The sequence below is a fragment of the Bacteroides sp. AF20-13LB genome, assembly GCF_003603065.1.
In the GTDB taxonomy this organism is placed as follows: domain Bacteria; phylum Bacteroidota; class Bacteroidia; order Bacteroidales; family Bacteroidaceae; genus Bacteroides; species Bacteroides uniformis.
In genome coordinates, this window is sequence record NZ_QTMH01000001.1 from 455,022 (window position 1) to 478,522 (window position 23,501).

Annotated in this window: 15 protein-coding genes and 1 tRNA gene; 12 read left to right on the plus strand and 4 right to left on the minus strand. The window is 48.0% G+C overall.

Annotated features, from left to right (window positions below):
* The first annotated feature begins 67 nt into the window (after positions 1-67).
* Positions 68-547 carry a DsbA family protein gene (locus DWX62_RS01720; RefSeq protein WP_005830632.1) on the plus strand — a complete coding sequence of 160 codons (480 nt, stop codon included), beginning with the start codon at positions 68-70 and terminating at the stop codon, positions 545-547.
* Positions 548-618: 71 nt separating this feature from the next.
* Here the strand turns inward: DWX62_RS01720 and DWX62_RS01725 are convergent, their stop codons facing one another.
* Entirely contained in the window at positions 619-1,110 is a 492-nt protein-coding gene (locus DWX62_RS01725) for a 3'-5' exonuclease (protein ID WP_120172544.1), read from the minus strand.
* Between the two features lie 106 nt (positions 1,111-1,216).
* Between DWX62_RS01725 and DWX62_RS01730 the strand changes: the two genes are divergently transcribed.
* The 4 genes from DWX62_RS01730 (at position 1,217) to topA (ending at position 9,100) form a co-directional block, all read left to right on the plus strand.
* Positions 1,217-1,756 carry an NUDIX domain-containing protein gene (locus DWX62_RS01730; protein WP_016272398.1) on the plus strand — a complete coding sequence of 180 codons (540 nt, stop codon included), beginning with the start codon at positions 1,217-1,219 and terminating at the stop codon, positions 1,754-1,756.
* A gap of 104 nt (positions 1,757-1,860) precedes the next feature.
* Positions 1,861-4,905, plus strand: coding sequence for a tetratricopeptide repeat protein (locus tag DWX62_RS01735; RefSeq protein ID WP_009037633.1), 3,045 nt, complete (start codon positions 1,861-1,863; stop codon positions 4,903-4,905).
* A gap of 15 nt (positions 4,906-4,920) precedes the next feature.
* Complete coding sequence (locus DWX62_RS01740) at positions 4,921-6,552, plus strand: TonB-dependent receptor (protein WP_009037632.1); 1,632 nt, start codon at positions 4,921-4,923, stop codon at positions 6,550-6,552.
* A 145-nt stretch (positions 6,553-6,697) separates the two neighbouring features.
* Positions 6,698-9,100 (plus strand): type I DNA topoisomerase, encoded by a 2,403-nt coding sequence (topA, locus tag DWX62_RS01745; protein ID WP_005834437.1) that lies wholly within the window; start codon positions 6,698-6,700, stop codon positions 9,098-9,100.
* Positions 9,101-9,241: 141 nt separating this feature from the next.
* Here topA and argS read toward each other — a convergent pair whose 3' ends face one another.
* Together argS and DWX62_RS01755 are read right to left on the minus strand one after the other, a co-directional pair.
* Positions 9,242-11,059: an arginine--tRNA ligase gene (gene argS / locus DWX62_RS01750; RefSeq protein WP_005834435.1), complete on the minus strand. Its 1,818-nt coding sequence runs from the start codon at positions 11,057-11,059 to the stop codon at positions 9,242-9,244.
* A gap of 155 nt (positions 11,060-11,214) precedes the next feature.
* A complete protein-coding gene (locus DWX62_RS01755; RefSeq protein WP_005830643.1) occupies positions 11,215-11,481 on the minus strand; it encodes an HU family DNA-binding protein in 267 nt (88 codons plus the stop codon).
* A gap of 246 nt (positions 11,482-11,727) precedes the next feature.
* On the opposite strand from DWX62_RS01755, the gene DWX62_RS01760 reads away from it, so the two are divergent.
* From DWX62_RS01760 to secDF, 5 genes are all read left to right on the plus strand, one after another.
* Positions 11,728-12,411 (plus strand): rhomboid family intramembrane serine protease, encoded by a 684-nt coding sequence (locus tag DWX62_RS01760; protein ID WP_005830648.1) that lies wholly within the window; start codon positions 11,728-11,730, stop codon positions 12,409-12,411.
* Positions 12,392-13,282: a rhomboid family intramembrane serine protease gene (locus DWX62_RS01765; protein WP_009037631.1), complete on the plus strand. Its 891-nt coding sequence runs from the start codon at positions 12,392-12,394 to the stop codon at positions 13,280-13,282. Before DWX62_RS01760 ends, DWX62_RS01765 begins: the two co-directional genes overlap by 20 nt.
* Positions 13,283-13,374: 92 nt before the next feature.
* Entirely contained in the window at positions 13,375-14,475 is a 1,101-nt protein-coding gene (locus DWX62_RS01770) for an endonuclease/exonuclease/phosphatase family protein (protein ID WP_008662580.1), read from the plus strand.
* A 35-nt stretch (positions 14,476-14,510) separates the two neighbouring features.
* The gene (locus DWX62_RS01775) at positions 14,511-16,595 is read left to right on the plus strand and encodes a M3 family metallopeptidase (protein ID WP_008662578.1); all 2,085 of its coding nucleotides are present in this window, start codon (positions 14,511-14,513) and stop codon (positions 16,593-16,595) included.
* Between the two features lie 83 nt (positions 16,596-16,678).
* Complete coding sequence (secDF, locus tag DWX62_RS01780; protein ID WP_008662577.1) at positions 16,679-19,678, plus strand: protein translocase subunit SecDF; 3,000 nt, start codon at positions 16,679-16,681, stop codon at positions 19,676-19,678.
* A 65-nt stretch (positions 19,679-19,743) separates the two neighbouring features.
* On the opposite strand, the gene DWX62_RS01785 is transcribed toward secDF, so the two are convergent.
* Positions 19,744-19,815 (minus strand) — tRNA-Arg (locus DWX62_RS01785).
* A 165-nt stretch (positions 19,816-19,980) separates the two neighbouring features.
* Here DWX62_RS01785 and DWX62_RS01795 point away from each other — a divergent pair.
* Together DWX62_RS01795 and DWX62_RS01800 are read left to right on the plus strand one after the other, a co-directional pair.
* On the plus strand, positions 19,981-21,828 hold the full coding sequence (locus DWX62_RS01795) for a 2-oxoacid:acceptor oxidoreductase subunit alpha (RefSeq protein WP_005830698.1): 1,848 nt from the start codon (positions 19,981-19,983) through the stop codon (positions 21,826-21,828).
* A 99-nt stretch (positions 21,829-21,927) separates the two neighbouring features.
* Complete coding sequence (locus DWX62_RS01800; protein ID WP_005834397.1) at positions 21,928-22,932, plus strand: 2-oxoacid:ferredoxin oxidoreductase subunit beta; 1,005 nt, start codon at positions 21,928-21,930, stop codon at positions 22,930-22,932.
* Positions 22,933-23,501 lie beyond the last annotated feature (569 nt).

Here is a 23,501-nt window from a genome sequence, read left to right on the forward strand (position 1 = left end):
AAACAGGTCTCGCTAACTGACGAGTGAACGAAACCGCAAGTAACAACCATTAAAAACAAAAAACATTATGGCATTTCGTTATGTAGTAAAAAAGAGAATGGTAGGCATTGGTACCAAAACCGAGAAGTATGTAGCTGCTTCTTATTCCGTAGCAAATATTGACTTTGATAGATTATGCGACCAGGTGACCAGTCAAGGGATGGTGCCAAGAGGTATCGTAAAAGCCGTATTGGACGGTATGATTGACGCGCTCTGCACCTATGCCAGCATCGGTGCAACCGTACGGCTGGGAGACTTCGGAAGCCTCCGACCGGGATTGAACGGCAAAAGCCAGGAGGATGCAAAGTCTGTAACGGCTGATGTCGTTTACCGCCAGAAACTGATTTTCGTGCCGGGACAACGTTTGAAGAACATGATGAAACAATCGGGCATCACACGATTGGTAACCGGCTCTGAAATCGTGCCGGACAATGAAGAAAATCCCGGAGGAAACGAAAGCGGAGGCGGCGGCAATGATGGTGACCAAGGTGAAAATCCATTAGGATAAACTGATAGAGTTTTATCAAGGAAACAAACAATTCCACAGAGGAGGCTTCATGACAAGTCTCCTCTGTTTATTTATATGACCTGTTTCGCTATCCATGCACAAGCCTCAGCATCAGCCAACGCATGATGATGATGTTCCAACTGATAGCCACAGCAAACAGCCACTGTATGCAACTGATAGTTAGGCAATCCCTTTATAGCACGACGTGATGCCTGCAAAGTACAATAAAACTCATAATCCGGATAATCCATGCAGTAAGTACGGAAAACAGCTTTCAGGCAGCTTTCATCAAAGGCCTTGTTGTGCGCTACCAATGGCAAGCCTTCAATGCGTGGAGCTATTTCCTGCCACACAACGGGAAAAGCAGGAGCATCCTGGGTATCCGCCAACGTCAGACCATGCACGCGGGTATTCCAATAAGTATAATACTCCGGCTCGGGACGGATGAGGCTATAATAATGGTCCACAATTTCTCCATCGCGTACGATAACCACTCCTACACTACAAACGCTGGTACGCTGTTCGTTGGCCGTTTCAAAATCAATGGCAGCAAAATCTTTCATCCGATATGGTTTTATAGTCGCCAAAGATACGAAAAATTCACTCTGTTCCTTTCATTCTACACCTGGTTTCCATTATCTTTGTCCCCCGGACAAAGGCTAAAATATCATGGAACATCCACTTTCGCAATTCAAATATTGTCCGAAATGCGGTTCAGCCCATTTCGAAGTTCATAACGAGAAGTCAAAGCAGTGCGCCGACTGCGGTTTCGTCTACTACTTCAACCCCTCTTCCGCCACCGTCGCCTTGATACTGAACGAGCGCGACGAGCTGCTGGTGTGCCGCCGCGCCAAAGAGCCTGCCAAAGGGACGCTGGACCTCCCCGGAGGCTTCATCGACATGACCGAGACCGGCGAGGAAGGCGTTGCCCGCGAAGTAAGAGAAGAAACCGGCATGAAGGTGGCAAAGGCCGAATATCTCTTCTCCCTGCCCAATATTTACATCTATTCCGGCTTCCCCGTACACACGCTGGATATGTTTTTCCGTTGTACGGTGGAGGACACCTTGCACTTCAAGGCGATGGACGACGCGGCAGACCTCTTCTTCCTCCCCTTGAAAGATATCCGTACGGAAGAGTTCGGGCTCGGCTCCATCCGCAAAGGAGTGGGTATCTTCCTGGAAGACATGCGGAAGAACAAAAGCGAATGATTATTCGTTCCTATTATGGTATATATCCTAAAAAAGCCAAACAAGTGTAACATTTCCGGGTTAAAACCCGTATTTTTGTAAAATACCTATTCTAACAAAAGAAGATGAAACATAAAATCTCCCGAATATTGTGCACAGCACTCTGTTGCGCACCTTTACTCGCCTCAGCACAAACAAGCGAGAAGAGTACTTCTCCCAAGCGACTCTACCAAGAAGGACAAACGCTGTTCCAGCAAAAGGCCTATGCTGCCGCCATCTCCCCGTTGCAAGCCTATGTACGCCAGATGAATGCAGACGGCAAGCCTCTGCCCGATACCGGCGAGCGGCAAGAAGCGGAATACATGCTGGTATGCGCCGCATACGAGCTCAGAGACCCCAAAAGCATAGACCTGCTCCGTGCCTTCCTGGACGAATATCCCGATACTCCCCATGCCAACCGCATCTACGCCCTGATTGCCTCCGCCTACTTCTTCGAAGGCAATTATGACGATGCCCTCGCCATGTTCAACTCCGTCCGCCTCGACCTGCTGGGTTCCGAGGAGCGAGACGACATGACCTACCGCCTTGCCACCTGCTACCTGAAAACGGGCAACGTAAAGGAAGCAGCCATCTGGTTCGAGACGCTACGTAGCACCAGCCGCAAGTATACAGCGGACTGTGCTTACTACATCTCTTATATCCGATATACCCAAGGACGGTATGACGAAGCGCTCAGCGGTTTCCTGCCTTTGCAGGACAATGCCAAATACAAGGACTTGGTTCCCTATTACATCGCCGAAATCTATCTGTTGAAGAAGCAGTACGACAAGGCGGAAATCGTGGCGCAGAATGCACTGTCAGCCCATCCCGACGGTCTGAGCTACACCCACACGGCGGAGCTGAACCGTATCCTCGGTACAGCCGAATACCATTTCGGGAAGTATCACGAAGCCGTAAAGTCCTTCGGACAATATATAGAACACAATGCCGAATCTGCCGCTCATAGAAGGGATGCCCTTTACATGCTGGGAATGTCCTATTATCAATGCGGCGTGTATTCGCAAGTCCCCTCCGTCCTCGGCAGAGTGACTGCCGAAAACGATGCCCTTTCGCAGAACGCATACCTGCACATGGGACTGGCTTATCTGCAACTGGCAGACAAGACCAAAGCGCGTATGGCCTTCGAGCAGGCTGCCGCCTCCAACGCCGATATGAAAGTCAAGGAACAAGCCGCCTATAACTACGCCTTATGCATTCACGAGACCTCCTATTCCGCTTTCGGCGAATCGGTGACCGTCTTCGAGAAATTCCTGAACGAGTTCCCGAACTCTCCTTATGCCGAAAAGGTCAGCAACTACCTGGTGGAAGTATACATGAATACACGCAGCTATGATGCCGCACTCAAGTCCATCGACCGTATCTCCCATCCCAGCAAAGCCATTCTGGAAGCCAAACAAAAGATTCTGTTCCAACTCGGGACCCAGTCTTTTGCCAACACGCAGTTCGAACAAGCCATCGGTTACTTCAACCAAAGCGTCACGTTGGGGCAATACAACCTCCAGACCAAGGCAGACGCCCTCTACTGGCTCGGCGAGTCTTATTACCGCCTGAACCGGATGAGAGAAGCTGCCCGCAATTTCAACGAATATCTGTCACTCACCCGGCAGAGGGATACGGAAATGTTTGCCCTTGCCTACTATAACCTGGGCTACATCGCTTTCCACCAGAAAGACTATTCGACGGCAGAGAACCGTTTCCGCAACTTTGTCCAACTGGAGAAAGGCGAAAACCCGACCGCATTGGCAGATGCCTACAACCGCATCGGTGACTGTAACCTGCACGTCCGCCGTTTCGAGGAAGCCAAGCAATACTACGCCAAAGCCGAGAACCTGAACACTCCCGCCGGAGACTATGCCGTCTATCAATTAGCACTGGTATATGGCATGCAGAAAAACTATACGGAAAAGGTGAGCATGCTGGACCGACTTGCAGCCAAATATCCCAACTCGCCCTACGCCATCAATGCCCTCTACGAGAAGGGACGCTCCTACGTACAGAGCAACAACAGCCGCCAGGCTATCGCCACCTTCCGCGAGCTGCTTGCCAAATACCCCGAAAGCCCCGTCAGCCGTAAAGCCGCCGCCGAAATCGGTCTGCTTTACTACCAGAACGATGACTATGACCGTGCCATAGAAGCCTACAAGCATGTGGTCACCCAATATCCCGGAAGCGAGGAAGCCCGCCTTGCCATGCGCGACTTGAAGTCCATCTACGTAGATGCCAACCGCGTGGACGAGTTTGCCGCCCTTGCCGCCCAGATGCCGGGAGAAATCCGCTTCGAACCCAGTGAGCAAGACTCGCTGACTTACATCGCTGCCGAAAAAGTATATATGAAAGGCGAAGCCACACCTGCCAAAGAGAGCTTCACCCGTTATCTGCAAAGTTATCCGGGAGGCGCTTTCAGCCTGAATGCACACTACTACCTCTGCGTCATAGGCAAAGAGCAGAAAGATGAAGAGGCGGTATTGGAACATGCCGGAAAACTGCTGGAATACCCCGATAACCCATATTCTGAAGAGGCTTTGCTGATGCATGGAGAAATTCTGTTCAACCGCCAGCAATATGACCTGGCATTGGCCGACTACAAGAAATTGCAGGCCAAAGCCACCACGGCAGAGCGCCGCCAGCTTGGCGCTATCGGTGTACTGCGCTGTGGAGCACTGATGCATGATGATGCGGAAGTCATCAACGCCGCCACAGCCTTGCTTGCCGAAGCCAAGCTGTCTCCGGAGCTCCGGAACGAGGCGTTGTACTACCGTGCCAAGGCATACCTCAACCAGAAAGCCGACAAGAAGGCAATGGATGACCTTCAGCTGCTGGCCAAAGACACCCGTACCCTTTATGGAGCCGAAGCCAAATATCTGGTGGCATTACAATGGTACAATGCCGGTAATTATGCCTCTGCAGAAAAGGAAATCCTTAATTTCATCGACCAAAGCACACCGTATGCCTACTGGCTGGCACGCAGTTTCATCCTTCTGTCTGATGTATATGTAGCCATGGACAAGAAGCTCGATGCACGCCAATACCTATTGAGCCTGCAGCAGAACTACCAGGCCGACGACGATATAGCAAGCATGATTAACGAAAGACTGGAGAAATTGAAGTAAGAAATATAGCACATTATGAAAAAGATACAATATATCCTCGCAGGAACTATGCTTGTCTCCCTCTCTTTGGGAGCACAAGCCCAGACACAACCCCAAGACACCACCATGAACCGTACGGTAGTCGTGGAACAAGAATATAATCCGGACATCATGGATGCCTCCAAAGTGAACGTGCTTCCCAGGGTGGAACCTCCTACCGTCAGCAAAAAGGCGGTGGAATATGACGCCACCCTGATGCCGGCAACCCAAATCCCCGCAGGTATCATGCAAGCCTATACCGGAAAAGAGACGCAGGCGAAAGCGCTGCCCGGATATGTACGCTTGGGATACGGTAACTACGGTAACCTCGATGTACGCGCCAACTACCTCTTCTCTTTATCCCCCAAAGACCGCCTCAACCTGACATTCACAATGGATGGCATGGATGGCAAACTGGACTTGCCGGATAATGGCGGGAAGTGGAATTCATTCTACTACCGTACCCATGCTGCCATGGATTATGTACATGCCTTCAGCAAAGTCGATTTGAATATTGCCGGAAAGTTCAACCAAAGCAATTTCAACTTCCTGCCCGACTTCGTCAGCAACAAGCAGAAATTCGTTTCGGGTGATGTACATTTCGGGGTAAGTTCCACGAGCGACGATATGCCTCTCCAATTCCGTGCCGAAACCAATTTGTTGGTCTACCAGCGCCAACACGACCTCATGGTGAGCAATATCAAAGAAAATATCGTGCGTACCAAAGCCGATGTCACCGGTTCCATCTCCGATGAGCAGACCATCGGCATGGCTTTTGCCATGGACAATACATTCTACAGCGACGGACGTTTCGAGAATCACACCGACGTAGACTTCAATCCATACTATCTCTTTCAGAATGACGACTGGAAAATACGTCTCGGCGCACACGTCGACCTGGCTTTCGGCTTCGGCAAGAAGTTCCGCGCCGCTCCCGACGTAGAAATACAATACATCTTCTCGGACAGCTACATCCTCTACGCACAAGGTAAGGGAGGACGGCTACAGAACGATTTCCGCCGTCTGGAAACCATTACGCCTTATGGCATTACAAACCAGCAGCTTGACAATACCTACGAACAGCTCAACGCAGCCATCGGCTTCAAGGCAAGTCCGGTCAGCGGATTGTGGTTCAACCTATACGGCGGGTATCAAGATTTGAAAAACGACCTGATTGACACTCCGACTGTCAAGTCCGACGGGATAAGCAATGTTTTCCTCACAGAAGACACCAAGAACCTCTATGCCGGAGCCGACCTGAGCTACAACTACAAGGATGTTTTCTATCTCGCCGCCAATGCCGTCTATCGCCATTGGACAACGGACTCAGACGGTTCTGATGTCGTAGTAAGTTTCAAACCGGCCGTAGAAGGCAATCTCAATCTCAAGGTACGCCCCATCTCCCCACTGCTTGTCGGCATCGGCTATCAGCACATCTCACGCCAAGGCGTGGAGGGCAACAAGGCAGACCCCGTCAGCAATCTCTATCTAAACGGCAGCTACGAACTCTTCAAAGGAATCTCCGTGTATGCGCGCGTGAACAACTTGCTGAACAAAGATTACCAGTACTACTGGGGATACCCTTCAGAAGGTCTCAGTTTCTTAGGTGGAGTAAGCTTCCTCTTTTAATAGAGGTAGCACAAGCCGAAGCTCTAATTTGAACAAAAAAGGTCATTTTTGCTAAATTCTCCTTATATTATAAGGTGGGAAGAATCTTTTTTTCCTACTTTTGCGGGCGAATTCAGTGGCGGGAGTCACTAAAAAACAGAAATTTATGCAGAAAAACCTTGTCATAGTCGAGTCTCCGGCGAAAGCAAAAACCATCGAGAAATTCCTTGGAAAAGATTTCAAAGTCCTTTCCAGCTACGGCCATATACGTGATTTGAAGAAAAAAGAATTCAGTATTGACGTAGACAAAGACTTCAAACCGCATTACGAGATACCGGCGGATAAAAAGAAACTCGTAACCCAGTTGAAAGAAGAAGCCGAGCAGGCAGAAACCGTATGGCTGGCTTCCGATGAGGACCGCGAAGGGGAAGCCATCGCATGGCACTTGTACGAAGTGCTGAAACTGAAACCGGAACACACCAGACGTATCGTCTTCCATGAAATCACCAAAGGTGCCATCCTGAAAGCGATAGAAAATCCCCGTGACATTGACATCAACCTGGTCGATGCCCAGCAAGCCCGACGTATCCTGGACCGTATCGTAGGTTTTGAACTTTCACCGGTATTGTGGAAGAAAGTGAAACCTGCCCTTTCTGCAGGCCGTGTACAGTCCGTAGCCGTCCGTCTCATTGTAGAGCGCGAACGCGAGATACATGCATTCCAAACCGAAGCATCCTACCGTGTTACCGCCGTATTCCTCGTTCCGGACACTGACGGCAAAACAGTGGAAATGAAAGCCGAACTGGCGCACCGGCTCAAGACAAAGGCAGAAGCCCGGAAATTGCTGGAGAGCTGTAAAGCAGCTACGTTTACCATCAGCGACATCACTACCCGTCCGCTGAAGAAAACTCCCGCCGCCCCGTTCACCACCTCTACCTTGCAGCAGGAGGCTGCCCGCAAACTGGGATTCACCGTGGCACAGACCATGATGGTGGCGCAACGTCTGTACGAATCCGGATTGATAACCTACATGCGTACCGACTCCGTCAACCTTTCCGAACTTGCCGTCAACGCCAGCCGTGAAACCATCTCCAACCTGATGGGCGAACGTTACGTACACAACCGCCACTTCGCCACCAAGACCAAAGGAGCGCAAGAAGCCCACGAAGCTATCCGCCCCACCTATATGGAGAATGCCAAGATAGAAGGTACCCCGCAGGAAAGAAAGCTGTACGACCTCATCTGGAAACGTACCATCGCCTCGCAGATGGCAGATGCCGAAGTGGAAAAGACAACCGTAACCATTGCTATCAGCAACGAGACGGAGACTTTCACTGCAACCGGCGAAGTGGTGAAATTCGACGGTTTCCTCCGTGTCTACCGCGAATCATACGATGATGACGTAGAAACCCAGGAAGATGAGGCACGCCTACTGCCCCCTCTGAAAAAAGGACAGAAGCTCGAACATGAAGGTATCACTGCTACCGAACGTTTCACCCAACACCCTCCCCGCTACACGGAAGCAAGCCTTGTGCGCAAATTGGAGGAACTGGGTATCGGACGTCCGTCTACCTATGCTCCTACCATTTCCACCATCCAGCAACGCGAATACGTGATAAAAGGAGAAAAAGCAGGTGAAGAACGCACCTACAATGTGCTTAACCTGCAGGGTAATGAAATAACGGACAACAACCATACAGAAATCACCGGAGCCGAAAAGTCAAAACTGATGCCGACAGACACCGGTATTGTGGTCAATGACTTCCTGATAGAGTACTTCCCGGACATCCTTGACTACAACTTCACAGCGAGCGTCGAAAAGCAATTCGACGAAATAGCCGAAGGTGACAAGCAATGGACCGCCATTCTGAAAACATTCTATAAGAAATTCCATCCTTCGGTGGAGAACACGCTTGCCGCGAAAACCGCCCACAAGGCAGGCGAACGGATTCTAGGAACAGACCCCGTCAGCGGAAAACAAGTGTCTGTAAAAATCGGACGTTTCGGCCCAGTAGCACAGATAGGTACTGCCGAAGATGAGGAAAAGCCCCGTTTCGCCCAGGTAAAAAAAGAAATGTCCATCGAGACCATTACGCTGGAAGAAGCGCTGGAGCTGTTCAAACTTCCCCGTACTCTCGGAGAGTACGAAGGCAAGAATGTAGTCGTAGGTGCGGGACGTTTCGGACCTTATATCCAGAACAACGGCTTGTATGCCTCATTACCCAAGACAATGGACCCGATGACTGTTACGCTGGAAGAAGCTATTGAACTTTTGCAAAAGAAACAAGAAGCAGAAGCCCAGAAACATATCAAGAAGTTTGAGGAAGAACCGGAACTGGAAATCCTGAATGGACGCTATGGCCCTTACATCGCTTATAAAGGCAGCAACTACAAGATTCCTAAAGACATCATCCCTCAAGACCTGAACCTTCAGGCTTGTCTGGAAATTGTGAAACTGCAAAGCGACAAGGATACGGGCAAGTCTAAGCGGACTGCAAAGGCGGTGAAAGCAACGAAAACGACTAAAACAACCGCCAAGGCAACTGCCAAAACAAGCAAGACAAAATAGGACTTAGTCTACACGTATAAAATGGGAGAAAGGAGACGATAATTTAAACTTCTATTATTTCTACCACAAGAATAAATATTGCACTATAAAAAAATAAGCCCGAAGAAGTATCCTCGGGCTTATTCTTTTATAGTACAATGTTTACATCCTATCCGGCACCTCAATTCCCAGCAATCCCATACCTAAGCGTACCACCTTGGCTACATTCTCGGACAATGCAAGGCGGAATACCTTCACTGCTTCGTTCTCCTCACGCAAAATGCTGAAGTCATGGTAGAACTGATTATATTCCTTCACAAGGTCATACGTATAGTTTGCAATGATGGACGGACTGTAGTCCTCACCTGCCTGCTTCACAATAGCGGCAAAGTCGGCAACCATCTGTATCAGTCCCTCTTCCTTCTCACTCAGTTCAATGCCGGCAGGCAACTGGGCAGGGATTTCGATACCGGCCTCTTTTGCCTTGCGGAGAACAGACTGGATACGTGCATAAGTATATTGGATGAACGGCCCCGTATTACCATTAAAGTCGATGGACTCTTTTGGATTGAATGTCATGTTCTTGCGGGCATCCACTTTCAGGATGAAGTACTTTAAGGCACCCAGACCAACGATACGGGCGATATTGTCTGCCTCTTCCTTTGTCAGACCATCCAGCTTACCCAGTTCATTGCTGGTTTCCTTGGCTGTATCAATCATCTCCGCCATCAAGTCGTCAGCATCAACTACTGTACCTTCGCGGCTCTTCATCTTGCCCTCGGGAAGTTCCACCATACCGTAAGAGAAGTGCACCAACCCTTTACCCCATTCGAAGCCCAGTTTGTCGAGCAGGATGGACAATACCTGGAAATGGTAATTCTGTTCGTTGCCTACCACATAAATCATCTTGTCGATGGGATAATCTGCAAAGCGGAGTTTGGCAGTACCTATATCCTGCGTCATGTAGACGGATGTACCGTCCGCACGCAACAGTAGCTTGTGGTCCAACCCCTCACCCGTGAGGTCTGCCCATACAGAGCCATCTTCTTTCCGGTAGAAGAAGCCTTTCTCCAGGCCCTCCATTACCTTCTCCTTACCTTCGAGGTACGTGTTTGATTCGTAATATATCTTATCAAAAGTTACACCCATCATACGGTAAGTCTCGTCAAAACCTGCATACACCCAGTCGTTCATCTTCTTCCAGAGCGCACGTACTTCCGGGTCATTGGCCTCCCACTTTACCAGCATTTCACGAGCCTCCTTCATCAAAGGAGATTCAGCTTCCGCCTTGGCTTTGGCTTCTTCCTCATTCATGCCTTCGCTTTGGAACTTGGCCATCAGTTCTTTCACTTCCGCTTTATAATGCTTGTCGAAGGAAACATAGTAATCGCCAATCAAGTGATCTCCCTTCTTGCCGGATGATTCGGGAGTTTCACCATTTCCGTACTTCTGCCATGCCAACATGGACTTGCAGATATGAATTCCACGGTCATTGACAATATTTGTCTTTACTACCTTATTACCGTTGGCAGCCACTATATTAGCCAGCGCATTTCCTAAAAGATTATTGCGTACATGGCCCAAATGAAGCGGTTTGTTGGTGTTGGGAGAAGAATACTCAATCATCACCAATGGAGAGTTGTCAGTAACAGCCACGATACCGTACTGCTTGTCCGCATGAATGCCATTCAACAATTCTATCCACGCAGAGGAGGCAATGGTCAGGTTCAGGAAGCCCTTGATGACATTAAATGCTGCAACCGAAGGCTCGTTTGCCTGCAAGTATTCACCGATTTCCTGGGCCGTCTGCTCCGGTCCTTTCTTGGACATACGGAGAAAAGGGAATACAACCAGCGTGAGGTGTCCCTCAAATTCTTTCTTGGTTTTCTGCAACTGCACTTGTGCGGCAGGAACATCCTGTCCGTAAAGCGCTTTCAGTCCGCCGATGACGGACGATACCAGTTTCTGTTCTATATTCATGATTCAAATGTATTTTCCTGCGTGCAAAGATAGCGTAAACCGAAATCAGTACAAAACAAGCAGGCTTGTTTTTATGGCCTCACAAGATATTCAACATACAAAGAGGGGACGCTCCTTGTAAAACGTCCCCTCTTTGTATGTTGAGTATACTGTTCTTATTCAGCTGTCAATTCCGTACCTGGTTTGAATTTAACAACTTTCTTTGCAGCAATCTCGATAGGCTTTTTAGTAGAGGGGTTGATACCCATACGCGCTCCTCTTTCCACCACACTGAAAGTTCCAAAACCAACCAATGATACTTTATCACCGGCCTTCATTGCCTTAGTGACTGATGCGATAAATGCATCCAATGCTTTCTTTGAATCAGTCTTTGACAAACCAGACTCCGCTGCCATAGCGCTAATAAGTTCCGCCTTATTCATAATGCTTAAAATTAATTAATATGTTACACAAAAGATATTTTTACTTTTCATCACAAACCTCCACAAAAATAGAGCAATATTTCTGAATATCAAATAAAAACATTAAAAAAATATTGGAAAACAACGAAAAAGAAGGAATAGAATCTGCTTTTTCTGTTATAGAACAGAATTTATTCGTATTTTTGCCGGAGAAAGCAAAAACAGGCAACTGTTTTTGAACTGTAAAATGAATTGAAACAACAGATTATGAATACTATACCTACTGTAACCAAGAACCTTTTAATCATTAATGTGCTGATGTTTCTGGGTACCATCGTCGCCCAAAGCTACGGCATCGACCTCGCCCAATATCTGGGATTGCATTTTTTCCTTGCCGAAGATTTCAATGCAGCACAATTGATAACATATATGTTCATGCACGCCGGATTCGCGCACATATTTTTCAACATGTTTGCTGTATGGATGTTCGGACGTATTTTAGAGCAGGTATGGGGGCCAAAACGATTTCTGTTCTACTATCTGGTGTGCGGTATAGGAGCCGGAATTATCCAGGAGGTGGTACAGTATATTCATTATGAGACAGTACTTTCCGCCTATGACAGCGTAAATACTGGCATGGCCATCATCCCGATGGAGGAATATCTCAATATGATGACTACCGTGGGAGCTTCGGGAGCAGTATACGCCATTCTGCTGGCATTCGGCATGTTGTTCCCCAACCAGCAAATGTTCATCTTCCCGTTACCGGTTCCCATCAAGGCCAAATATTTTGTTATCGGATATGCCTTGATTGAACTTTATGCCGGATTTGCAAACAGTGCAGGAGACAATGTGGCTCACTTCGCACATCTGGGTGGTATGGTATTCGGCTTTATCCTAATTATGTACTGGAGAAAAAAGAACAGAGGAAATGGCTACTATTATAACTGATTTGAAAGAAACCTTCCGTAGGGGGAACATTTATATCCAACTGATTTACATCAATGTAGCGGTATTCATACTTACTACGCTAACCGAAGTCATGTTCCAGTTGTTCAACCGGAGCATAGCAGGCGTATTCGAATGGTTGGAACTGCCGGCATCAGTCATACGCTTCATCCTGCAACCATGGTCACTACTGACATATATGTTCATGCATGCAGGATTCATGCACATTCTTTTCAATATGCTGTGGCTTTACTGGTTCGGTGCACTGTTCCTGAGTTTCTTCTCTGCAAAGCATCTCCGGGGTGTATACATTCTGGGAGGAATTTGCGGCGGTCTGCTCTATATGGCCGCCTATAACATTTTCCCGTATTTCCGTCCCATGACAGACTATTCTTTCATGCTGGGTGCTTCTGCCTCTGTACTTGCCATTGTAGCCGCCACCTCCTATCGCGAGCCCAACTATCCGATACGGCTACTGCTGTTCGGAACCATCCGGCTGAAATACCTGGCACTCATCGTTATAGGCACCGATTTACTGTTCATCACCTCCAGCAATGCCGGTGGACACATCGCACATTTAGGAGGTGCGCTGGCAGGGGTATGGTTTGCCGCCAGCCTCAGCAAAGGTAGTGACCTGACCTCATGGATAAACAAATGTCTGGATACCTTAGTTTCCATCGTCAACTTCAAACCCAGAAAGCCGAAAATGAAAGTACACTACGGTACTGGCAAACAAAAAGATTATGATTACAACGCACGGAAAAAAGCCCAATCCGACGAGATAGACCGCATTCTCGACAAATTAAAGAAATCGGGATACGAAAGCCTTACTACAGAGGAAAAGAAAAGCTTGTTCGACGCGAGTAAACGTTAAACCAATGGAAAATGGAAAACGGAAAATGAAAAATGAGAATATAACCGCCACTCTTATTTTCAGTTTTCACCTTTCAATTTTCAACTATTATAATGAAGCATCTCGGTAATTTTGTCGCTCTCCTGATTTTAGCGGTCAATGCCTTATTTACGGGCCTATTACTGTTCACCGCCTATAGTCCGCACATCCAGCCGGTCACACATCCGGTGCAATCGTGCCTGGGGCTGACATTTCCCGTGTTCCTGATGATAAATGCCGGCTTCCTCATTTTTTGGCTGGTCATCCAGCGCTATAGGTCGGCTTTGCTGCCCCTAATAGGGATGTTGCTCTGCTATTCGCAGATACGCACCTATCTGCCCATCAACTTCCATACAGACCACTTACCGGAAACAAGTATCAAACTGCTCTCCTACAACATTATGGGATTTGACGGTGCCGCCAAACAAGATGGCAAAAACCCGATATTGACCTATTTGAAGGAAAGTGGCGCCGATATCCTCTGTCTGCAGGAATATTCCACAGTACAATCCTCAAAGCATCTTTCGCAAAAAGACGTAGAGCGGGAACTCAAGGCATATCCATACCACCGCATCAACACAGTGGGTAGCGGAAAGGGACATACCAACAAGATAGCATGTTACTCTAAATTTCCGATTCTCTCGTCACGCATATTGGATTATCCCAGCGAATACAACGGTTCGGTACTCTATGAAATCAAGATTGGGGAAGACACGGTTACCCTCATCAACAATCATCTGGAGTCCAACAAGCTGACCAAAGCCGATAAAGTCGTGTACGAAGACATGCTGAAATCTCCCGAAAAGGAAAAAGTGAAAAGCGGCGCACGCCTGCTCATACGCAAGCTGGCAGAAGCATCGGCCATCCGTGCCCCGCAGGCTGACACTATTGCACATGAAATAACCGCTTCACCGCATCCTTACATTATTGTATGCGGCGATTTCAACGATACCCCCATCTCCTATACCCACCGCACCATCGCCCAGGATTTGGACGACGCATTCACCCAATCAGGACGGGGGCTGGGCATCTCCTACAACCAGAACAGATTCTATTTCCGGATAGACAACATACTGACAAGCAAGAACCTGAGAGCCTACAATTGTACAGTAGACCGCTCCATCAAAGAGTCAGACCACTATCCGATATGGTGCTATATCACTAAGAGATATTGAAAATTAATACTTAAACATTTAATACTTAGAAAACAATGTTCAAAAAATGTATTCTAATTTTAGCAGCAAGTTGTATGATGTACTCCTGTGCCACCCAGACGGAAAGCAATCCGTTCCTTACTGAGTTTCAAACACCCAATGGCGTGCCTCCATTCGATAAAATCAAGTTGGAGCACTATGAACCCGCATTCCAGAAAGGTATAGAAGAGCAGAACGCCAATATCCAAGCCATCATTGACAATACGGAAGCCCCTACTTTCGAAAATGTCATTGTTGCCCTCGACAACAGCTCTCCCACCCTGGACCGTGTAGGCGGTGTATTTTTCAACCTGACGGAGGCCGAAACTACCGATGAACTGACAGCCCTTTCCATGAAACTGGCTCCGACATTGGCCGAACACGAAGACAACATCTCCCTCAACCAGGAGCTTTTCAAGAAAGTGGATGCTGTCTACAGCCAGAAAGATGCTCTCGGCCTGACCCGCGAACAACAAAGGCTGCTGGAAAAAACCCATAAGAAATTTATCCGTTCCGGCGCCAATCTTCCGGCCGACAAACAAGCCCGTCTGCGTGAAATCAACAAGCAGCTTTCCACACTCGGAATCACGTTCAGCAACAACATCCTGAACGAAAACAACGACTTCAAGCTTTATGTAGGAAAAGAGGAGGACCTCGCCGGACTTCCCCAATGGTTCCGCGAAAGCGCCATGGCTGAAGCCCGTGCCACCGGACAGGAAGGCAAATGGCTGTTTACCCTCCATAATGCAAGCCGCCTGCCTTTCCTCCAATACTCCGCCAACCGGCCGCTACGCGAACAGATGTACAAGGCCTACATCAACCGCGGCAATAACAATGACAAGAACGACAACAAGAAAATCATTGCCGACATCGTACGCCTGAGACTTGAAAAGGCGCAACTGCTGGGTTTCGACTGTTACTCCAACTTTGTATTGGACAATACAATGGCAAAGAATTCCACCGCCGTGATGGACTTCCTCAACAACTTGTGGAGTTATGCACTCCCCAAAGCAAAAGCCGAAGCAGCCGAACTGCAAAAGCTGATGGACAAGGAAGGCAAAGGAGAGAAACTGGAAGCATGGGATTGGTGGTACTACACCGAAAAACTCCGTAAGGAGAAATATAACCTCGAAGAAGAAGAGATTAAGCCCTACTTCAAACTGGAAAACGTACGTGAAGGCGCCTTTGCCGTTGCCAATAAGCTCTATGGCATCACGCTGACAAAGCTCGAAGGTATCCCCGTCTATCATCCCGATGTAGAAGTGTTTGAAGTGAAAGCCGCAGACGGCTCACAAGTAGGAATCTTCTATGTAGATTACTTCCCCCGTCCCGGCAAAAGCGGTGGTGCTTGGATGAGCAATTACCGCGAACAACAAGGCAGCATACGTCCATTGGTATGCAACGTATGCAGCTTCACCAAGCCCGTAGGCGACACTCCTTCCCTGCTGACTATCGACGAAGTGGAAACTTTGTTCCATGAATTCGGCCATGCCCTGCACGGATTATTGACCCAATGCCAGTATAAAGGTACTTCAGGCACCAATGTCGTACGCGACTTCGTGGAACTCCCCTCTCAAATCAACGAGCATTGGGCTACCGAACCCGAAGTGTTGAAAATGTATGCCAAGCATTACAAGACCGGCGAGGTCATTCCCGACAGCCTGATTGAAAAGATACTGAACCAGAAAACGTTCAACCAGGGTTTCATGACTACCGAGTTGCTGGCCGCCGCCATCCTCGACATGAACCTGCATAACCTGACTGATACCGAAGGTCTTGATGTCGTTGCATACGAAAAAGAAGCGATGGACCAACTGGGGCTGATTCCGGAAATAGCTCCCCGCTACCGTACCACATACTTCAACCACATCATCGGCGGTTATGCTGCAGGCTACTACAGCTATCTCTGGGCCAATGTTCTGGACAACGATGCCTTCGAAGCTTTCAAGGAACACGGTATCTTCGACAAGCAGACAGCCGACCTCTTCCGCCAGAATGTTCTGGAAAAAGGAGACAGCGAAGACCCGATGACTCTCTATAAAAACTTCAGAGGAACTGAGCCTCAATTAGACCCGATGTTAAAAAATCGCGGTATGAAGTAAGATTTGTGAAAAAAAAGCTATATTTGCAGCCTTGTATGCAACAGAATTTAATTAAAAAGTAATCATAATAAACTAAAAGTAACATGCAAAACAAAGGATTTGTAAGGGTTTTTGCGATATTGCTCACACTGGTGTGTGTGTTCTATCTCTCCTTCTCTTTTGTAACTCGCCATTACACAAGTAAGGCCAAAGAGTTTGCAAAAGGCGATGTGAAAGTAGAGCAGGACTACCTCGATTCTCTGGCTAATGAGAAAGTGTATTTCGGCAATTGGACGCTGAAACAATGTCGTGAGATGGAAATCAGTTTAGGTTTGGACTTGAAGGGTGGTATGAACGTCATCCTTGAAGTTTCCGTACCCGATGTCATCAAAGTATTGGCTGACAACAAGACTGACGAAGCATTCAACCAAGCATTGGCCACTGCCGCCAAGCAAGCTACCACAAGCCAGGATGACGTGATCACCCTATTCGTCAGAGAGTATCACAAGCTTGCTCCGGGTGCTCCGCTGTCACAGCTGTTCGCAACCCAACAATTAAAAGACAAGGTAACTCAGAAATCTACCGACGCGGAAGTTGAGAAAGTATTGCGCGAAGAAGTAAAGGCAGCTGTTGACAACTCCTACAATGTACTTCGTACCCGTATCGACCGTTTCGGTGTAGTTCAGCCCAATATCCAGAGTCTGGAAGACAAAATGGGCCGTATCATGGTAGAACTTCCGGGTATCAAAGAGCCTGAACGTGTAAGAAAATTATTACAAGGTTCTGCCAATCTGGAATTCTGGGAAACATACACAGCAAAAGACGTTACTCCCTATCTGCAAGCTGCCGACACCAAGTTGCGTGCCATCGTTGCAAGCGAAACTCCGGCAGAAGAGGCAGACAGCGCAGCTACCGAAGCTCCTGCCGTAGCCCAAGCTACCAGCACAGCCGACAGTCTTGCCGCTGCTTTAAAGGGTGAAAACAAGACACAAACCGCTGACCTTGCACAAATAAAGAAAGAACACCCGCTGTTCGCAATCTTGCAAGTCAACCCCAGCGGACAAGGTCCTGTTGTAGCCTATGCCAACTACAAGGATACAGCTGAAATCAACAGATACCTTTCCATGCCGGAAGTTCAGGCCGAAATGCCGAAAGACTTGCGTCTGAAATGGGGAGTATCTCCTTATGAATATGATCCGAAAGCTCAGACTTTCGAACTTTATGCCATCCGTTCCACAGAACGTAACGGCAAGGCGCCTCTGGAAGGTGATGTAGTGGTTAGCGCCAAAGACGAATACGACCATTACGGTAAACCTGCCGTAAGTATGTCTATGAACACTGACGGTGCACGTCGCTGGGCTCAGCTCACCAAACAGAATATCGGCAAGAGCATCGCTATCGTGTTGGATGGTTATGTTTATTCCGCACCGAACGTAAACAATGAAATCACTGGCGGTAACTCACAGATTACCGGTCACTTTACTCCGGAACAAGCAAAAGACTTGGCAAACGTGTTAAGATCAGGTAAGATGCCAGCTCCTGCGCACATCGTACAAGAAGATATCGTAGGTCCTTCACTGGGACAAGCTTCCATCAATGCCGGTATCATGTCATTCATCGTAGCATTGATTCTGCTGATGGTTTACATGTGCTCTATGTACGGATTCATTCCGGGTATGGTTGCCAATGGTGCTTTGGTGCTGAACTTGTTCTTCACATTGGGGATCCTTTCCTCTTTCCAAGCAGCATTGACGATGTCCGGTATTGCCGGTATGGTGTTGGCACTGGGTATGGCTGTAGATGCCAACGTATTGATTTACGAACGTACCAAAGAAGAACTCCGTGCAGGCAAGGGTGTAAAGAAAGCATTGGCTGACGGTTACTCCAACGCCTTCTCTGCTATCTTTGACTCCAACTTGACGTCTATCATCACCGGTATTATCTTGTTCAACTTTGGTACAGGTCCTATCCGTGGTTTTGCCACTACATTGATTATCGGTATCTTGATTTCGTTCTTTACTGCCGTATTCATGACGCGTCTGTTCTATGACCATTTCATGAGCAAGGACAAACTGCTGAATCTGACATTCTCTTCCAAGATTTCAAAGAACTTGATGGCGAATGCACACTTCGACTTCATGGGCAAGAACAAATTGTGGCTGACCACTACGGGAGCTATCATAGTGATATGTATCGCTTTCCTCGCTACCCGTGGATTGAGCCAGAGTATCGATTTCACTGGTGGACGTAACTTCAAAGTACAGTTTGAGAATAAGGTAGAACCGGAACAAGTTCGCGAGCTTATCTCCAGCAAGTTCGGCGATGCCAATGTCAGCGTTATCGCCATTGGCACGGACGGCAAGACCGTACGTATCAGTACTAACTATCGTATCGAAGAAGAAGGTAACAACATCGACTCTGAAATCGAAGCATACTTATACGAAACATTGAAGCCGTTGCTGACTCAGAACATCACTTTGGAAACTTTCATCGACCGCGAAAACCATACGGGTGGAAGTATCATCAGTTCCCAGAAGGTAGGTCCGAGTATCGCAGACGACATCAAAGTTTCAGCCATCTGGTCCGTTGTACTTGCATTGATTGCCATCGGTATCTATATCCTGATCCGTTTCCGCAATATTGCATACAGTATCGGTTCAGTAGCCGCATTGGCTTGTGATACCATCATCATCCTGGGTGCCTACTCCATCTGTTGGGGCTGGATGCCGTTCTCTCTGGAAATCGACCAGACCTTTATCGGTGCCATCCTGACAGCTATCGGTTACTCTATCAATGACAAGGTGGTAATCTTCGACCGTGTACGCGAATTCTTCGGCCTCTATCCGAAGCGTGACAGATTCCAGTTGTTCAATGACTCATTGAACACAACTCTGGCACGTACCATCAATACTTCACTGAGTACTTTGATTGTGTTACTGTGTATCTTCATCCTCGGTGGTGATTCCATCCGCAGCTTCGCATTCGCCATGATTCTGGGTGTTGTATTCGGCACACTGTCTTCTCTGTTCGTTGCATCTCCTATCGCATATTTGCTGATGAAGAACAAAAAAGGTACCGAACCAGCTGTAGAAGTAGCCAAATAAGAATTTGGACAAAAAACTATAAACTAAAAAAGGAGGAAATCCGAAATGGATTTCCTCCTTTTTTGTAGTCTCGCCGGGAATCGAACCCGGATCTAAAGTTTAGGAAACTTCTATTCTATCCGTTGAACTACAAGACCTTTTGCATAGATTCTGCATATTGCAGTAGATTGCGGATGCAAAGATAATGTATTCTGTCGATTTTCCGAAAAAAGTTTTGTTAATCCGATTAACTTTACGAAATTTGTCGGTCAGTGATAGAATACAGTAACCCCCAAAAATTAATCTATAGTAATTCGTAAGTTATGGCAAACGACATGATGGTCAAAGAACTGGAGCAAGTGGTAGTCCGCTTCTCCGGAGACTCCGGCGATGGTATGCAGCTCGCCGGCAACATCTTTTCAACAGTTTCGGCTACCGTGGGCAATGATATCAGTACATTCCCCGACTATCCGGCAGATATCCGCGCCCCGCAAGGCTCACTCACCGGTGTTTCCGGTTTTCAGGTACATATCGGTGCAGAGAAAGTCTATACCCCAGGTGACAAATGCGACGTATTGGTAGCGATGAACGCCGCCGCACTGAAAACCCAATATAAGTTTGCTAAATCCACTGCTTGTATCATCATCGATACAGATGCTTTCCAGAAGTCAGACTTGGAAAAGGCCGCTTTCAAGACCGATAATCCGATAGAGGAAATGGGTATTAAGCAGGATGTCATCGCCGCCCCCATCTCGAAGATGGTGAAAGACTGCCTTGCCGACACCGGAATGGACAACAAGTCCATGCTGAAATGCCGCAATATGTTTGCAGTAGGCCTGGTATGCTGGCTGTTCAACCGCGATCTGAAAATAGCCGAAGATTTCATCCGCGAGAAATTCGCCAAAAAGCCCGAAATTGCCGGGGCAAATATCAAGGTCATCCATGCAGGATATGACTACGGACACAACACCCATGCTTCCGTAGCCCATACATATAAGATTGAAAGTAAGACTACCGTTCCCGGCAGATACATGGATATCACGGGGAACAAAGCAACTGCTTACGGTTTCATCGCCGCAGCTGAAAAGGCTGGCTTGAAGCTGTTCCTCGGCTCCTATCCCATTACTCCGGCAACCGATGTACTGCACGAACTCTCCAAGCACAAGTCTCTGGGCGTGATGACCGTGCAATGCGAAGACGAGATTTCCGGTTGCGCCACTTCTATCGGCGCCGCTTTTGCAGGTGCGCTGGCTGTGACCTCCACTTCCGGTCCCGGTGTCTGCCTGAAATCGGAAGCTATGAACCTGGCAGTCATTACAGAACTTCCGCTGGTTGTGCTCGACGTGCAACGTGGCGGTCCTTCTACCGGTCTGCCCACCAAGTCAGAGCAGACAGACTTGTTGCAGGCATTGTTCGGCCGCAACGGTGAAAGCCCAATGCCCGTCATCGCCGCCTCTTCACCCACAAGCTGTTTCGACGCAGCCTACATGGCAAGCAAAATTGCACTGGAGCACATGACCCCGGTCGTATTGCTGACCGACGGCTTTGTTGCCAATGGCTCCGGCGCCTGGAAGCTGCCCAAACTGGCAGACTATCCCGCCATCACCCCTCCCTACGTGACTTCCGAAATGAAGGACAACTATACTCCGTACAAACGCAATCCCGAAACAGGTGTCCGCTATTGGGCCATCCCCGGACAAGAAGGCTATATGCACATCCTCGGCGGTCTGGAGAAAGACAGCAATACCGGTGCCATCTCCACCGATCCCGAAAACCATGACTTGATGTGCCACCTGCGTGCCGAGAAGGTTGCCAAAATCCCCGTACCTGATGTAGAAGTGCAAGGCTGTGCAGACGATGCCGATTTGCTGATTGTCGGTTTCGGCGGTACATACGGCCACTTGTATTCGGCCATGGAAGAGATGAACAAGGCAGGCAAGAAGGTTGCCCTCGCCCACTTCACTTATCTGAATCCGCTCCCCAAGAACACGGAAACCGTTCTGAAGAAGTACAAGAAGGTGGTAGTTGCCGAACAGAATCTCGGACAATTTGCAGGTTATCTACGTATGAAGATAGACAACTTCACCCCGTACCAGTTCAACGAAGTCAAAGGACAACCGTTCGTCGTTGCCGAGCTGGTCGCAGCGTTCAATAAATTAATTGATAATTGACAGTTGACAATTGATAATAACCATGCGTAATATGCGGATTATCAATGACCAGCCACCAATTATCAACTATCAATTATCAACTATCAATTAAAAAAGATTATGTGCGAATATACAGCAAAAGACTATAAAAAAGGACAACCCCGTTGGTGTCCGGGTTGTGGTGACCACTTCTTTCTGGCTTCACTGCACAAAGCAATGGCAGAAATCGGCAAAGCTCCTTGGGAGAATGCCGTCATCTCAGGTATCGGCTGCTCCAGCCGTCTGCCCTATTACATGAATACGTATGCGATGCAGACCATCCACGGACGTGCTGCTGCCATCTCTACAGGTGCCAAGGTTGCCAATCCCAACCTGACGGTATGGCAAATCTCCGGCGACGGTGACGGTCTGGCCATCGGCGGTAATCACTTCATCCACGCCGTACGCCGTAACATCGACCTGAACATGATTCTGCTGAACAACCGCATCTACGGTCTGACCAAAGGTCAATATTCTCCGACCTCTCCACGTGGTTTCGTCAGCAAGTCGTCTCCCTATGGTACGGTAGAAGATCCATTCCACCCGGCAGAGCTTTGCTTCGGTGCCCGCGGCCGTTTCTTTGCCCGCGCGGTAGCTACCGATGCTCCGGGGACAGTGGAAATATTGAAGGCAGCCATGGCTCACAAAGGGGCTTCCGTTTGCGAGATTCTGCAAAACTGCGTTATCTTCAATAACGGTACGCATGACTCCGTAGCCAAAAAGGAAGACCGCGCCAAGAATGCTATCTACTTGAAACACGGCGAACCAATGCTCTTCGGCGAGAACAACGAATACGGACTGATGCAGGAAGGCTTTGGTCTAAAAGTCGTGAAACTCGGTGAGAACGGCATTACAGAGAAGGATATCCTCATCCACGATGCCCACTGCATGGACAACACCCTGCAACTGAAGCTTGCCCTGATGGAAGGTCCCGACTTCCCGATTGCACTCGGTGTTATCCGCGATGTGGAAGCTCCTACTTACGACGATGCTGTTCATGAACAAATCGAAGAGGTGTCTGCCAAGAAGAAGTATCACAACTTCGAGGAGTTATTGATGACGAATGATACGTGGGAAGTAAAATAAACCACTAAGATTTATTAATATCATGTTTGCACGAAACAAATAAGGTGCAAACATGATATTAATTTCCTAAAAGTAAGAGTACCTCCCTATCCTTTCTCTCCCAAACATAGATACTTATTACGCCAAACATGCAGTTCTTCCATCAAGAATAACTATATTTGCCACAGTAACCATAGTAGTCACATTTTGAAAGTAATTCTCTGATTTATACTGGCTTAATATCAATCTCACAAACCGCAGGCTGATAGCTCTTTCGTTCGAGTAATCCTTCCCGGATAAAGGTCAAAAACACTCCCACCCTGAAAAAAAATGCAACCACTGCAACTGCACCAGATTTTATTGTAGTGATAGAGCATACCTCCGATGAACAAGGCTACCAATAAGGGTCGACAACAAGACTTCAAGGGAAGAGAGGGAAATTGTGGAATACCTACTGTGGATTTTTTCCACATCTCCACACCACAAACACCCGAACTTCCCTTTTTCCCGATAGAAAATAAGCAATTGATTATCAACATTATTCATCCTTAAAAGGATAGTCTGCCTTTCGTTTGGCATACCTCTTGCTA

Excerpts from the sequence above, each read along its gene's own strand:
- DWX62_RS01720 (WP_005830632.1), top strand. The coding sequence starts at position 68 with ATGGCATTTCGTTATGTAGTAAAAAAGAGAATGGTAGGCATTGGTACC.
- secDF (WP_008662577.1), top strand. The coding sequence starts at position 16,679 with ATGCAAAACAAAGGATTTGTAAGGGTTTTTGCGATATTGCTCACACTG.
- topA (WP_005834437.1), top strand. The coding sequence starts at position 6,698 with ATGCAGAAAAACCTTGTCATAGTCGAGTCTCCGGCGAAAGCAAAAACC.
- DWX62_RS01755 (WP_005830643.1), bottom strand. The coding sequence starts at position 11,481 with ATGAATAAGGCGGAACTTATTAGCGCTATGGCAGCGGAGTCTGGTTTG.
- DWX62_RS01735 (WP_009037633.1), top strand. The coding sequence starts at position 1,861 with ATGAAACATAAAATCTCCCGAATATTGTGCACAGCACTCTGTTGCGCA.
- DWX62_RS01775 (WP_008662578.1), top strand. The coding sequence starts at position 14,511 with ATGTTCAAAAAATGTATTCTAATTTTAGCAGCAAGTTGTATGATGTAC.
- DWX62_RS01800 (WP_005834397.1), top strand. The coding sequence starts at position 21,928 with ATGTGCGAATATACAGCAAAAGACTATAAAAAAGGACAACCCCGTTGG.
- DWX62_RS01770 (WP_008662580.1), top strand. The coding sequence starts at position 13,375 with ATGAAGCATCTCGGTAATTTTGTCGCTCTCCTGATTTTAGCGGTCAAT.
- DWX62_RS01740 (WP_009037632.1), top strand. The coding sequence starts at position 4,921 with ATGAAAAAGATACAATATATCCTCGCAGGAACTATGCTTGTCTCCCTC.
- DWX62_RS01765 (WP_009037631.1), top strand. The coding sequence starts at position 12,392 with ATGGCTACTATTATAACTGATTTGAAAGAAACCTTCCGTAGGGGGAAC.
- DWX62_RS01725 (WP_120172544.1), bottom strand. The coding sequence starts at position 1,110 with ATGAAAGATTTTGCTGCCATTGATTTTGAAACGGCCAACGAACAGCGT.
- DWX62_RS01760 (WP_005830648.1), top strand. The coding sequence starts at position 11,728 with ATGAATACTATACCTACTGTAACCAAGAACCTTTTAATCATTAATGTG.
- argS (WP_005834435.1), bottom strand. The coding sequence starts at position 11,059 with ATGAATATAGAACAGAAACTGGTATCGTCCGTCATCGGCGGACTGAAA.
- DWX62_RS01795 (WP_005830698.1), top strand. The coding sequence starts at position 19,981 with ATGGCAAACGACATGATGGTCAAAGAACTGGAGCAAGTGGTAGTCCGC.
- DWX62_RS01730 (WP_016272398.1), top strand. The coding sequence starts at position 1,217 with ATGGAACATCCACTTTCGCAATTCAAATATTGTCCGAAATGCGGTTCA.